Below are 13,157 nucleotides of genomic sequence, written 5' to 3' on the forward strand. Positions count from 1 at the left end.
GCCGCGCTGCGCAACGGCGTGGCCAACGCGGCGTACGCGACGTCCAAGGCGGCGCTCCTCCAGCTGTGCCGCTCCCTCGCCGTCGACTACGGCAAGGCCGGGCTGCGCGCCAATACCGTGTGCCCCAGCTGGGTGCGGACCGAGATGGCCGACCGGCGGATGACCCGGTTCGCCGAGGAGGCCGGGCTGGGGGACGGCAGCGCGGACGCGGCGTACGAGGAAGCGACACGGCTCGTCCCCACGGGCCGGCCGGGAGAGCCGGAGGAGGTCGCCGAGGCGATCACCTGGCTCCTCTCGCCCGCCGCGTCCTTCGTCAACGGTGCGGTGCTGACCGTGGACGGCGGGGTGACGGCGGTGGACCCCGGGACCTCCGCGTTCGACTTCAGCATCGTGCCGAGGGCCTAGTGCGAGGCCCAGTACGAGGCCGAGTGGGAGAACGAACATGAGCGCCGACCCGTCTCCGACGACCCCCGCGGCACCGGTGAGGGAGCGGGTGGGCCCGCAGATCGGCCCGCAGGTCTGTCCGGTCGGCCCGGTCGTCGACATCGTGTTCAGCCGCTGGACCACGCCGATTCTCTGGTCCCTCCACGAGCACGGGCGGCAGCGCTTCGTGGAACTGGAGCGCGGTATCGCCGGCATCACGCCCAAGGTCCTCACGCAGCGGCTGCGGCAACTGGAGCGTGACGGTCTGGTGGTGCGCACGTACTACCCCGAGGTCCCGCCGCGCGCCGAGTACGAGATCAGCGCTCTCGGGCGCAGCCTGGGTCCGCTGTTCGCCACGCTCGCCAAGTGGTCCACGGACAACCTGAACAAGGTGGATCAAGCTAGGACGGACTTCGACTCCGCCGGAGGTGTGACGCGTCGACCGAAGGCTGGACGCGACACATGACACCTCCATCGGGGTGGCGAGGCGGGCCGTCGAACTGGGCGTCACGCTGATCGACACGGCGTACATGTACGGCTGGGGCGCCAACGCCGTCCAGGAGTCGGGGCCCGGCGAAGAGGCCTCCATCAACGGGCGGCCGGGGTTCCTGCGCGAGCAGGTCGAGCAGGCCCTGCGGCGCCTCCGTGTCGAACGGATCGGGCAACTCGACGGCAGGATCGGTCATATCGGCCTGTCCGAGGTCACCGTCGACGAACTCGACGCGGCTCGGAAGATCGTCGACGTGGCGAGGGTGCAGAACCGCTACAGCCTGCTCGACCGCGAGCACGAGGCCGTGCTCGACGCCACCCCGGCGCAGATCGCACTGGCGTGGCTGCTCCACCGGTCACCCGTCGTGCTGCCGATCCCCGGCACCGCCTCGCTCGACCACCTGGCGGAGAACGTCGCCGCGGCGAGCCTGCGGCTGAGCGACGAGCAGCGCGGACGCCTCGACGGGATCGCGCTTCCGGCCGCCGGCTCAGTCCAGCGGGCGGTCGATCCGGTAGAGGTAGTGGGCGCGGTCGTCGACGGGGTTGTCGGGTTCCAATGACACATCGGCGACCCGCCGCAGCCCCGCCTTCTCCAGGACGCGCCAGGACGCCCGGTTGCCCGCGTGCACGGGGACGAGCAGCGTGGTGGCAGCCGGGTGGTCGGTCCAGGTGGCCCGGACGATCGCCCGGACCGTGCGCGTGCCGAGCCCCCGGCCGACGAGCAGGGGGTCCCCGATGAGGTAGTCGATGGACATGGACCCCTCGGGAATCTCCGCCTGGCCGCTCAACTCGGCGACGTACTCGGGGTAGTCGGCGAAGCGGTAGCGCTGGACGAGGCCGAACGGCTCGCCGTCGAGCAGCACGAGCAGATCCTCCGACGCTTCCTCGCCGCGGGCCGCCGGGCCGAAGTCGCGCGCCACGGCCTCGGGCGAGGTCTCGTGGTGCCACCAGCGCGCGACGTGCGGCTGCTCCAGCCACCGCCGGAGCAGCGGGAAGTCCGTTTCGTCGAGTCGACGCCAGCTGATCATCGGGCACCTCGGGGGAGCGGCACTCGGGGGAGTGGGGGTGAGGGAAGCTGCGTCCATTGTCCGCTCGCCGGAGGCTCAACCCCCGTACGTGGCCTCGGACTCGCCGAGCACGGCGGCGAAGTCGGCGGCGAGCAGAGCCGTTTCCGACACCTCCATCATGGCGCTGGTGATCCGCACGGCGGTGGGCGCGGCGATACGGAAGCGTGACCCCGCCGCCACCCACCAGTCGCGCGAGCGTAGTCCGTTGACGGCCGCGGACTCGTCGCGCACCGGCACCCACACGTTCATTCCGCTCGCCCCGTGCGCCGCGATCCCGTGCCGCGCGAGCTCCCCGATCAGCGCCCGGCGCCGCTCGGTGTAGGCGAGCTCGGCGCGCTCCACCAGTGCCTGCGCCGCGGGATCGGCCATCGTGCGCTCGACCGTCTCCTGCAGTACGTGACTGACCCACCCCGAAGTGAGCAGCATCCGCCCCTCGTGCCGGGCCAGCGTGGTGGCGTCGCACGCGAGCGCCGCCCACCGCAGGTCGACGCTCAGGTGTTTGGAGACGGTCCTGACCTGGGCCCAGCGATCGAGCCCGCCGGTGGCCAGCGAGTGCGAGGGCGCCCCGGAGATGTCCGCGTTGTGGTCGTCCTCGACCACCAGCACCTCCGGGAAGCCGCCGAGGACTTCGAGCAGGGCGTCCCGCCGGGCCCGCGAGAAGCAGCCGCCCACCGGATTCTGCCCACGCGGGCTGCACACCAAGGCTCTGACCCCGGCCCGCAGCGCGCCACGCAGCGCCTCGGGCCTGATCCCCTCGTCGTCCACCGCCACCGGCACCATGCGCAGGCCCAACGCCGGTACGAGGTCCAGGAGATGGTGGAACCCCGGGTCCTCCACGGCCACCGCGTCGCCCGGCTTCAGCTCCACGGAGAGCAGCCGCGCCATGCAGTCGAGTGCTCCGTGCGCGAAGGTCACCCGGCCATCCGGCACCCCGTCCCGCGCGAACCACTCCCGGGCCAGCTCCTCAAGTCCCGCTCGGCGCGGCGACCCCCGGTGCGAACCGCCGACAGGGTCCACCCGCTCGGGCGGCAGCAGCACCGGCAGCAGGGCCGGATCCGGATGACCGCCCGCCAGATCGCGCACCCCCGTCGGCACCTTCGGCGGCCTGCGTGCCCCGACGGCGGGCGCCTGCGCCACCACTGTTCCGCCGCGCCCGCGCGTCACGACGATCCCACGCTGCCGCAGCTCCTTGTAGGCCGTCGCCACCGTGCCCGCGCCGACCCCGAGTTCGTCGGCGAGCCTGCGCACCGGAGGCAGTGCGTCGCCCGGCGCCAAGCCGCCTTCGGCCACGGCCTGTTCGACCGAGGAGGTAATACCCTTGGCGGTCGTGCCGCTGATCGCATATTGTGCTGCCACGTAACTGATTATGTATCAGTACAAAAGAATCAGTCAAGGGGGAGTGGTGAGCCTCAGTCGCAGGCGGGCCGCACTGTACGCACGGATACCAGGCGGCCCGGACGGCCGCCGCATGCTCTGGATCGCACTGATCAACAAAGCGGGCACCGGTCTCTGGATGGGGGCGGCGGCCCTCTACTTCACTCTGGTCACCGGGCTCTCCGTCACCGAGGTCGGCGTGCTCATGGGCGTATCGGGAGCCGTCGGCATCGCGGGCGCTCCGCTCGCGGGCCACCTCGCCGACCGCTTCCCCGTCACCCGTGTCCTCATCGGCGCCCAACTCCAGCAGGCCGTCGCCCTGTTGGCGCTGCTGACCACGGACAGCTTCTCGCTGCTCCTGCTGTACTCGGCCGTCAGCAGCCTCGCCGACCGCGGCGCCAACGTCCTGACCAAGCTGTACGCGGCCCGTGTCGCGGGCCCGGAGCGCACCCGGTACCAAGCCGTACAGCGGTCCGTCTCCAACGCGGGCTGGGCCATCGGCGGCCTGGCCGGCGCGTTCGCCCTCGCCGTCGGCACCACCCACGCCTACCAGGGCCTGCTCATCGGCAACGTGGTCAGCTTCGTCGCCGCCGCGTTCCTCACCCTGCGCTGCGCGGAACCGCCCTCCCCCTCCCGAGTGGTCACCGACTCCACGGCCACGGCCCCGCCCGCTCAGCCGTCCAGCCCCTGGCGCGACCGTCCCTACCTCCTGTTCACCGCCACCGAAGCGGCGCTCTTCCTCGACGACGCGGTGCTCCAGGTCGGCATGCCCCTGTGGATCGTCCACGCCACCGACGCCCCGCACGGCCTCGCGCCGCTGCTGATGGTCCTGAACTGCGTACTCGTCGTCTGCTGTCAGGTCCCGCTGTCCCGCTTCGGGAGTACGCCGGACAAGGCGCGCAGGCTGCTGGTGCCCCTGGCCGCCTGCTTCGTCGTCGGCTGCGCGGCCATGACCGCCTCGGTGGCGGGCGGCACCGGGCTGGCCGTCACCGCCCTCGCGGTCGCGGCGATCGCGTTCACCTTCGCCGAGATCCTGCACGCCATCGCGTCCTGGGAGCTCTCCATCGCGCTCGCCCCCGATGACGCCCAAGGCGCGTACCTCGGGGTCCACGGGCTCTCCTCGGCCGCCCAGCGCAGCGGGGGACCGCTCCTGGTCACCGCCGTCATCGCCGCGGGCGCCTTCGCCTGGCCGCTGCTCGGAGCGGGCGTCATCGCGACGGTCGCGGCCCAGAGTCGTCTCGTACGTACGGGGCTGCGCCGACCAGGTCGGCCGAGCGTGCCGACGGGGACGCACGACGTTCCGCCCGCCACGGTCGATCGCGTGGCGGGCGGAACGCGGGGAGGTGTCGAGTACCCGGAGCCTTAAGGCTTCGCGAGTTCAGGAGTTCAGGTGTTCAGTTGTTCAGGGCTCTGGGCTTCAGCGGCCGATGCGGATGCGGTGCGCCTGGTCCTGGCCCTCGGGGCCGGTGCCGGACTTGTCGAGCACGAAGGCCGTACCGCCTGTCACCTGGACGTGGTTGGGGTTGGCGCCGGTGGCCAGGGTCTCGACGACGGCGCCCTTGGCGGGGTCGACGACCGTGACGTTGCCGGGGGTGCGGTTGGCGACCAGGACGTTGCCCGAGCGCCGGTCGGCGGCGACGGACAGGGCGCCCGCGCCGGTCGGCACGGACTTCGTGACGACACCCTTCTTGAGGTCGACGACCGAGAGGCCACCGGCGGCCTGATCGGCGGTGTAGGCGGTGCGGCCGTCCTTGGAGAGCGCGATGGAGATCGGGCCGTCACCGGTGGGGATGAGGCGGGGGGTCTCGCTTTTCGGGGTGATCTCGATGATCCGGTCGCCGCCCAGGTCGGCGGCGTAGGCCGCGCCGGTGCGTGCGTTGACCGCGAGGCCGGTCGGGCTCGAACCCTCGACCGTGACGCGCTTCTTCTCCTTGAAGGTGCGGGTGTCGAAGGCGACGACGGTGCCGTCGCCGAAGCTGCTCGTCCACGCCGTGTTGTGCTTGGTGTCCACGACTACCTCGCGGGCGTGGTTCACGCCGGGCAGCGAGGCGAGGTGCTTGCCGGTGCGCTGGTCGTAGACGGCGACGGAGTTGTCGCGGGTGTTGGTCGTCCAGACGGTGTTGTGCTCGTCGTCGACGGCGATGCCGTACACGGCCTCGACGGCGCCGGTCTCGGCGTTGGTGACCGGAGGTGTGTAGCTGGCCTTCACCTTCAGCGTCCGCGGGTCGACCTTCAGCAGGCTGGAGGTGGTGACGGGCGGGCGGCCCACCGCGGAGGTGGCCCACAGCACGTTGTTCCGCTCGGAGTACGCGGACTGGTAGAGCCCCTTCACGAGCGGCGCGGACTCGACGGTCGAGCCGGACGCTTTGCCGGTGGTCTTGCCGGGCTGCGCGGATGCGGTACCGGTCAGGGCCAGCGCGCTGCCCGCGGCGAGGGCCACGGCGACTGCGGCGGTACGGCGGATGCGGCAGGTGAGTGAGGTCATGCTGCGTCAATCTCCTTGGCAGAGGCGCCTCCGGAAGAGGCGAGCACTCGATAACTTAGCTTAGCCTAACCTAAGTCACACACCTTGATTTGTGTGGCGCCTGCCACACTTGACCCTACGTCCCCTAGGGGAGAGGAGAGGGTAAACCCCCACTCCAGAAGGGCAGTTGGGAGGATGTGGCGGCCGGAAAGCATCGGCGATGCTCTTCCCCATGACGAAGATCAAGCGCAACGCGGCACTGCTCGCCGCCTCCGTGGCCGTTCTCGGCCTCACCGCGCCGATGGCCGCGACGGCTTCGACGCCCGTCACCGCCCCCACCGCCAAGTCCCCGGACTGGCAGCCGTGCGAGGGCAGCGGCGCCGACCCCCGCCAGGAGTGCGCCACCGTGGACGTACCGATGGACTACGCCGATCCGGACGGCAAGCAGATCGGCATCGCCGTCTCCCGCATTCCCAGCGAGAACCCGGAAGCACGCCGCGGGGCACTGCTCCTGATCCCCGGCGGGCCGGGCGGCTCCGGCATCAACAACCCCTCGGGGAAAGGCCAGAAACTGCCGCAGGAGGTCCGGGACACCTACGACCTCATCGGCTTCGACCCCCGGGGCCTGGGCCGCTCGGCCCCGGTCAGCTGCGGCTTCGCGCACGCTGACCTCGCCCCGACGGGAACGCGCCCGTGGCCCGCGGCCGACGGCACCATCACCGGGAACATGACCGCCGCGCAGCGGACTTCGGACGCCTGCGCACGCAACGGCGGCGACCTCGTGCGCCACATCAACACCGCCAACCAGGCCCGCGACCTCGACCGCATCCGCGCGGCGCTCGGCGAGCGGAAGGTCTCCGCGTGGGCCGTCTCCTACGGGACGTACGTAGGGGCGGTCTACAGCCAACTCTTCCCGCACCGCACCGATCGGATCGTCTTCGACAGCAATGACGACCCCGACCCCACGCGGGTCTCGCGCGCCTGGATCGCCGGGCACGAGCAGGGCGTCGAGGACACCTTCCCGGAGTTCGCCAAGTGGGCCTCGCAGAGCGGCAATCCGGACCGCGTCGCCCGGACGGCGGCCGAAGCGCGCCCGCTCTTCCTGCGCCTGGCCGCCGAGCTCGACCGGAAGCCGATCCCGTGGCCCGGCGCCAACCCCGAGGAGCTCAACGGCAACGTCCTGCGCCAGACCCTCCTGAACGCGCTCGACGACCCCGACGACTTCCCCGCCCTGGCCAAGCTGATCCTGGCCGCCGGGAAGGGCACGGTACCCGCCGCCCCGCAGGCGCCGCCGGAGCAGTTGATGCAGAACGTCGTGGCGGTGGGCTCCGCGGTCCTCTGCAACGACGTCGAGTGGCCCAGGTCGGCGGACGCGTACGTGAAGGAGGTCGCCAAGAGCCGGGCCGCCTACCCCCTGACCGCGGGGATGCCGAGGAACGCGATGCTGTGCGCGGCCTGGCAGTTCCGGCCGAAGGAGGCTCCGGTCCGGATCACCGACAGCGGCCCGTCCAACATCCTCATGATCCAGAACGAGCGCGACCCGGTGACCCCGCTGAGCGGCGCCCTCAAACTCCGCACGTCCCTGGGCAACCGAGCCACCATGGTCACGGTGAACTCGACCGGCCACGACGCGTACCTGGACAACGGCAACAAGTGCGGCGACCGGACCGTCTCCCGCTACCTGGCGACGGGGGAGCGGCCGGGCCGGGACGTCTACTGCGACTAGCGACGGGGCCCGGCGGGGTCAGGCCAACAACTCCGCGGTGTCGAGGAAGGGCCGACCGAGCTCCTCCGCGCCGAAACCGAGCACGAAGAGCCCGGTCGACACCCGCTCGAGGAAGCCCCACTCCCAGATCGCCTTCCCGTCCGACCCGGTTCGGTCCGCCAGCAGCGCACAGTACGAGCGCGCCGACGCGTCGGCCGACGCCCGGTCCCTGCCTCTCAACTCCGCACACCAGTCGCGCAGTACGACACCCAGGTCGTACGCGGGATCGGCGAGGAAACCGTCCGGGTCCACGAAGACGAAGCCCTCCCCGGCCCCGGCCCGGGGCGGGGCGGCCCGCAGTGCGTTGCCGGGATGCGGGTCACCGTGCACGACGACGCAACGGCCGGGATCGAAGGCGGCGGCACGGCGCTCGGCGAACGTCAGCGCCTGTGCCACCACCCGCTCCGAGCAGGGCCGGCCAAGGCTCTCCCACAGCCGTCCGACCATCGCACCCAGAGCGCCGGCCTTCTCCTGGGCCGGATCGACGGCCGGTTCCGGAGGGCGGGGCACCCGCCAAGCGCTGCGGAGCATGGCGCACAGCGTCTCCAGCTGCTGCCGGGGAGCGAGGCCGAGCCGGTCCATCGACGGCCCGAGCGCTTCCTGGAGCATCGCGTGCCGTTCGAGGTCATCGGCAAGGAGCCGCACATACCCCCGGCCCTCCGCGCGACGCAGGGTCCGCACCTGCCGCGTGACGTCCGCCCCGGGAAGAGCGACCTTGAGCACCACGTCCCGGCCGTCACGGTCCGTGGCCCGCGCCACGTAGGAGGAGGTCCCACCGGCCAGCGGCGATCCGACCACGACCGACCAGCGCCGCTCCAGATCCCGGACGAGGTCGGGCAGCTCGGCCAGCCACCGCTCACCGAGGGCGCCCAGGCTGTGGGCCTTCTGTCGGACGAGGGGCTGGACTTCGAGGGTCGGCTCGGTCACGGCGTCTAGGGCAGCGGGCCGCCGCGGGCGGTGATCCACAGGCTGTACCACTCCTCGTGGGTGAGGTCGGGTTCGCGGTGGACCGCGTCGCGGCAGGCGAGGATGCGGTCCGGGCGGCTGGTGCCGATGACGGGGGCGATGTGGGCCGGGTGGCGTTGGAGCCACCACAGCAGGATCGTCTCCGGCGTCGTGCCCTTGCGGTCGGCGAGGGCGGAGACCAGCCGGGCGGTCGGGGACTCGCCGCCGCCGGTGAAGCGGCCCCGGGCCAGGGCGCCCCAGGCCTGTAGTCGGATCCCGTTGGCGGCGCAGTATTCGAGCGTGCCGTGCGGGAAGCCGCCTTCGGCCGCGGCCGGGGTGTTCACGAGAACCCCGGACTCGACCCAGTCACGGCTCTCCAGGCTCATCTCCAGCTGGTTGGCGACCAGCGGCAGGTCGAGGTGCGCCCGCAGGTGTGCGATCTGCGCGGCGCTCATGTTCGATACGCCGAACCGGCGCACCAGGCCCTGCCCGTGCAGCGCGGACAGCGCCTTCGCGATCTCCTCGGGGCCGGTCAGCGGATCGGGCCGGTGCAGGAGCAGTACGTCGATCACGTCGGTCCGCAGCCGGGTGAGGCTCTCCTCGACGCGCCGGACGATGCTCGGGCCCCGGAGGTCGTAGAGCCCGGGTCGTTCGCCGTCGGCCAGGCGGATGCCGCACTTGGTCTGCACGACGATGCGCTCGCGCAGGCCCGGCGCCCTGGCGAGCACTTCGCCGAAGACCGCCTCGGACTTGCCGTGCCGGTAGATGTCGGCGTGGTCGAACACCGTGATGCCGGCTTCGAGAGCCGCCTCCACGGCGGCCTCGGCCCCGGCGATGTCATCGGCGGTGTACGGCGTGGTGTCCCACGTACCGCCGATCCCCATGCACCCGTACAGCACCCCGCTGCTGCGTACGTCGGTCTGCGGCACCATGTCTCCTCCGTGTCCTTGCATGCCCTTCCGGCTCGCTCGCGCTAGGCCGGGTGTTGTTCCGAGCGGCCTGACGCGGTGGAGCCGCGGACCACCAGTTCCGGCATGAAGACGAACTCGCTGTGCGGTGCGGGGGTTCCGCCGATCTCCTCCAGGAGCGTGCGCACCGAGGCCTGGCCCATCGCCTGGACCGGCTGGCGGACGGTCGTCAGCGGGGGGTCGGTGAACGCGATCAGCGGGGAGTCGTCGTAGCCGACCACCGAGATGTCGCGCGGCACCTCCAAGTCCCGCTCCCGGGCGGCCCGGACGGCGCCGAGCGCCATCATGTCGCTGGCGCACACGATCGCGGTGCAGCCCCGGCCGATCAGCGTGCCCGCCGCGGCCTGGCCGCCCTCCAAGGTGTAGAGGGAGTGCTCGATGAGCTCCGCGGACTCCTCGGGCGACATCCCGAGGCGCTCGCGCATGCCGATCTGGAAGCCCTCGATCTTGCGCAGCACCGGCACGAAACGCTTGGGACCCACCGCGAGTCCGATGCGGGTGTGGCCCAGGGAGGCGAGGTGCGTGACGGCGAGCCGGGCCGCGGCCCGGTCGTCGGTGGAGACGAAGGGGGCCTGCACCTTGGGGGAGAAGCCGTTGACGAGGACGAAGGGCACGCCCTTGCCCCGCAGCACCTCGTACCGCTCCATGTCGGCGGTGGTGTCGGCGTGCAGACCGGAGACGAAGATGATCCCGGAGACACCGCGGTCCACCAGCATGTCCGTGAGCTCGTCCTCGGTGGAGCCGCCGGGCGTCTGGGTGGCGAGCACCGGCGTGTAGCCCTGGCGGGTCAGGGCCTGGGCGATGACCTGGGCGAGCGCGGGGAAGATCGGGTTGTCCAGCTCGGGGGTGATCAGGCCGACGAGGCCCGCGCTGCTGCGCTGCCGAAGCCGCGTGGGGCGCTCGAAGCCGAGCATGTCCAGGGCGGCCAGGACGGATTCGCGGGTGGTCGCCGCCACACCGGGCTTGCCGTTGAGGACGCGGCTGACGGTGGCTTCGCTCACCCCCGCCTGCGCTGCGATGTCGACGAGCCGTGCGGTCATGCGGGGACTGTACCGGTGATCCGCCGGATTGCACACCGGTGCTGAAAGCTTGCAGAAACTGCCGGTTCTGCAAGGAGCTTGCGGGGCCTTCCGGGTGCGATGGAAGGGATCAACTGCCACTTCAGGGGCCTGTCAAGCGCGGCAAGGGCAACCGTAAGGACACACGGCGGTAACGATCAGCAGGCCTTGCAGAAATTTCTCGCAAGGTCTTTCGGGCGCTTTTCAATCCTGTTACGTTCCGTGGCAACCCGGCGCCGCGTCGAGTGCGGCTTCGTTGGAGGCAGCTCAGTCGGGGGCCTCGCCTCCCCTTGTTCCGGGATCAGTTGAAGGAGTTCACATGCGGCGTGGCATAGCGGCCACCGCACTGGTCGGGGCCCTGGCTTTGACAGCGGCAGCGTGCGGTGGCGATGACAGTGACAGCGGCAGCAAGGGTTCGGGCAAGCTGTCCGGCACCGTCACTTTCTGGGACACCTCGAACGACGCGGAGAAGGGCACCTACGAGAAGCTCGCCAAGGGCTTCGAGAAGCTCCACCCGGACGTCAAGGTCAACTACGTGAGCGTCGCGTTCGGCGAGGCCAACGCCAAGTTCAAGAACGCCGCGGGCGGCAACTCCGGCGCCCCCGACGTGATGCGCACCGAGGTCGCCTGGGTCGCTGACTTCGCCAACCTGGGCTACCTCGCCCCGCTCGAGGGCACCCCCGCCCTCGACAAGGCGGACGACTACCTCCCGCAGGCCGCGGCAAGCACCAAGTTCAAGGGCAAGACGTACGCGGCCCCGCAGACCATCGACACCCTCGCGCTCTTCTACAACAAGAAGATGCTCAAGGCCGCCGGTGTCGAGGCGCCCAAGACCTTCGACGAGGTGAAGAGCGCCGCGAAGAAGATCAAGTCGAAGTCCGGCAAGACCGGCCTCTACCTCCGCGGCGACGACCCGTACTACTACCTCCCGTACCTCTACGGCGAGGGCGGCGACCTCCTCGACACCAAGAGCAAGAAGATCACTGTCGACGACCCCCAGGGCGCCGCGGCCTTCAAGGTGATGAAGGACCTGGTCGACTCCAAGGCCGCCACCACCGACGCGAGCGACGGTTACAACAACCAGCTGAACGCCTTCAAGGACGGCGACGTCGCGATGGCACTCGACGGACCCTGGTCCATCGAAGGCGCCATGCAGGGCAAGGAGTTCAAGGGCGACAAGGGCAACCTCGGCATCGCCCCGGTCCCCGGCGGCAGCGACCGCCAGGCCTCCCCGCAGGGCGGCTGGAACCTCGCGGCCTACGCGGGCTCCAAGAACCTGGACGCGAGCTACGAGTTCATCAAGTACATGAGCTCGGCCAAGGTGCAGCAGCAGACCACCGAGAAGCTGAGCCTGCTGCCCACCCGCACCTCCGTCTACGACGTGAAGTCCGTCAAGGACAACCAGATGGTGCAGTTCTTCAAGCCGGCCGTGGACAAGTCCGTCGAGCGGCCGTGGATCCCGCAGGCCAACGCCCTGTTCGAGCCGATCCGGCTGCAGATGGAGAAGGTGCTCAGCGGCAAGACCTCCCCCGAGGACGGGGCGAAGGGTGTCGGCGACGCCTACCGCAAGCTGCTGAAGGACTACAAGTAAATGGCTGTTGACAGCAGCCAGTCGCTGGCCAAGGCCGCGGACGCGCACAGCGTCCGCGGCCGCGGCCCGCGGACCGGCAAGACCCCAGGACGGCTGCGCAGGTCGCTGTCCACCCACTGGTACGCCTGGGCCATGGTCGCCCCCGTGGTGGCCGTGATCGGCGTGATCATCGGATACCCGCTGGTGCGGGGCCTCTACCTGTCGACGACCGACGCCAACGAGGCGAACGTCGAGCGCACCATCGGCGTCAACCACATCCCGGCGACCTACAAGTCCGTCGGCCTGGACAACTACACCGCGGTCTTCTCCGACGCCGTCTTCTGGGACCGGCTGACCTGGACGATCATCTGGACCGTCTCCTGTGTCGCCATCTCCTTCGCACTCGGCCTCGCCCTGGCGAACATGCTCAACCGCAAGCTGGCGGGGCGCTCCCTCTACCGCATGGCGCTGATCCTGCCCTGGGCGGTGCCCGCCTTCGTCTCCGTCTTCACCTGGCGGCTGCTCTTCAACGAGAAGAACGGCCTCCTCAACAAGATCCTCGCCGGTGGCGGTATCGACGCGATCCCGTGGCTCAACGACCCCACCTGGGCCAAGCTCTCGGTGATCACCGTCAACGTCTGGCTCGGCGTGCCGTTCATGCTGGTCGCCATGCTCGGCGGACTCCAGTCCATCCCCGGCGAGCTCTACGAGGCTGCGGAGATGGACGGCGCCAACGCCTGGCAGCGCTTCCGGCACATCACCCTGCCGGGCCTGCGGACCGTAGCCAGCACCGTGATCCTGATCAGCGGCATCTGGACGTTCAACATGTTCCCGGTGATCTTCCTTCTCACCCGGGGCGGTCCGGGAGACGCCACCGAGATCCTGGTGACGTACGCCTACCGGCTCTCGTTCGTCGTCAGCCCGCGCGACTTCGCGGGATCCGCGGCCTGGGGCGTCATCATCCTGCTGCTCCTTTCGCTCTTCGCGGTCGTCTACCGCCGCGCGCTCCGCAAGCAGGGAGAAGTGTGGTGACT

13 protein-coding genes are annotated in these 13,157 nt (G+C 70.7%); 7 read left to right on the forward strand and 6 right to left on the reverse strand.

From position 1 onward, the window contains the following. The 3 genes from ACFUPX_RS22400 to ACFUPX_RS22410 all read left to right on the forward strand — a co-directional run. A partial coding sequence (locus ACFUPX_RS22400; protein ID WP_383325217.1) for an SDR family oxidoreductase occupies positions 1–405 on the forward strand: 405 nt, incomplete at its 5' end. 37 nt (positions 406–442) lie between these two features. After that, positions 443–889 carry a winged helix-turn-helix transcriptional regulator gene (locus ACFUPX_RS22405; RefSeq protein ID WP_383325220.1) on the forward strand — a complete coding sequence of 149 codons (447 nt, stop codon included), beginning with the start codon at positions 443–445 and terminating at the stop codon, positions 887–889. Next, positions 873–1,472: an aldo/keto reductase gene (locus tag ACFUPX_RS22410; RefSeq protein ID WP_383325453.1), complete on the forward strand. Its 600-nt coding sequence runs from the start codon at positions 873–875 to the stop codon at positions 1,470–1,472. The genes ACFUPX_RS22405 and ACFUPX_RS22410 overlap by 17 nt, the downstream gene beginning before the upstream one ends. Here the strand turns inward: ACFUPX_RS22410 and ACFUPX_RS22415 are convergent. Further along, entirely contained in the window at positions 1,401–1,940 is a 540-nt protein-coding gene (locus tag ACFUPX_RS22415; RefSeq protein ID WP_383325222.1) for a GNAT family N-acetyltransferase, read from the reverse strand. The genes ACFUPX_RS22410 and ACFUPX_RS22415 overlap by 72 nt on opposite strands. Before the next feature lie 75 nt (positions 1,941–2,015). Continuing rightward, positions 2,016–3,335, reverse strand: coding sequence for an aminotransferase class I/II-fold pyridoxal phosphate-dependent enzyme (locus ACFUPX_RS22420; protein ID WP_383325225.1), 1,320 nt, complete (start codon positions 3,333–3,335; stop codon positions 2,016–2,018). Positions 3,336–3,447: 112 nt separating this feature from the next. Between ACFUPX_RS22420 and ACFUPX_RS22425 the strand changes: the two genes are divergently transcribed. Further along, a complete protein-coding gene (locus ACFUPX_RS22425; protein WP_383325227.1) occupies positions 3,448–4,719 on the forward strand; it encodes an MFS transporter in 1,272 nt (423 codons plus the stop codon). A gap of 51 nt (positions 4,720–4,770) precedes the next feature. Here the strand turns inward: ACFUPX_RS22425 and ACFUPX_RS22430 are convergent, their stop codons facing one another. Then, on the reverse strand, positions 4,771–5,838 hold the full coding sequence (locus ACFUPX_RS22430) for a YncE family protein (RefSeq protein WP_383325230.1): 1,068 nt from the start codon (positions 5,836–5,838) through the stop codon (positions 4,771–4,773). Between the two features lie 211 nt (positions 5,839–6,049). Here ACFUPX_RS22430 and ACFUPX_RS22435 point away from each other — a divergent pair, with 211 nt between their 5' ends. Next, the gene (locus tag ACFUPX_RS22435; protein ID WP_383325233.1) at positions 6,050–7,543 is read left to right on the forward strand and encodes an alpha/beta hydrolase; all 1,494 of its coding nucleotides are present in this window, start codon (positions 6,050–6,052) and stop codon (positions 7,541–7,543) included. An 18-nt stretch (positions 7,544–7,561) separates the two neighbouring features. Here ACFUPX_RS22435 and ACFUPX_RS22440 read toward each other — a convergent pair whose 3' ends face one another. From ACFUPX_RS22440 to ACFUPX_RS22450, 3 genes are read right to left on the reverse strand one after another with little or no spacing between them, the layout of a single operon-like run. Further along, a complete protein-coding gene (locus ACFUPX_RS22440; RefSeq protein ID WP_383325236.1) occupies positions 7,562–8,509 on the reverse strand; it encodes an aminoglycoside phosphotransferase family protein in 948 nt (315 codons plus the stop codon). A gap of 5 nt (positions 8,510–8,514) precedes the next feature. Further along, entirely contained in the window at positions 8,515–9,459 is a 945-nt protein-coding gene (locus tag ACFUPX_RS22445; protein ID WP_383325239.1) for an aldo/keto reductase family oxidoreductase, read from the reverse strand. A gap of 41 nt (positions 9,460–9,500) precedes the next feature. Next, positions 9,501–10,535 carry a LacI family DNA-binding transcriptional regulator gene (locus ACFUPX_RS22450; RefSeq protein ID WP_383325242.1) on the reverse strand — a complete coding sequence of 345 codons (1,035 nt, stop codon included), beginning with the start codon at positions 10,533–10,535 and terminating at the stop codon, positions 9,501–9,503. A gap of 337 nt (positions 10,536–10,872) precedes the next feature. Between ACFUPX_RS22450 and ACFUPX_RS22455 the strand changes: the two genes are divergently transcribed. Then, positions 10,873–12,144 carry an extracellular solute-binding protein gene (locus ACFUPX_RS22455; RefSeq protein WP_383325245.1) on the forward strand — a complete coding sequence of 424 codons (1,272 nt, stop codon included), beginning with the start codon at positions 10,873–10,875 and terminating at the stop codon, positions 12,142–12,144. Then, positions 12,145–13,155 carry a carbohydrate ABC transporter permease gene (locus ACFUPX_RS22460; protein WP_383325247.1) on the forward strand — a complete coding sequence of 337 codons (1,011 nt, stop codon included), beginning with the start codon at positions 12,145–12,147 and terminating at the stop codon, positions 13,153–13,155. Positions 13,156–13,157 lie beyond the last annotated feature (2 nt).

This window comes from Streptomyces sp. NPDC057302, from assembly GCF_042667685.1.
Lineage (GTDB): Bacteria > Actinomycetota > Actinomycetes > Streptomycetales > Streptomycetaceae > Streptomyces.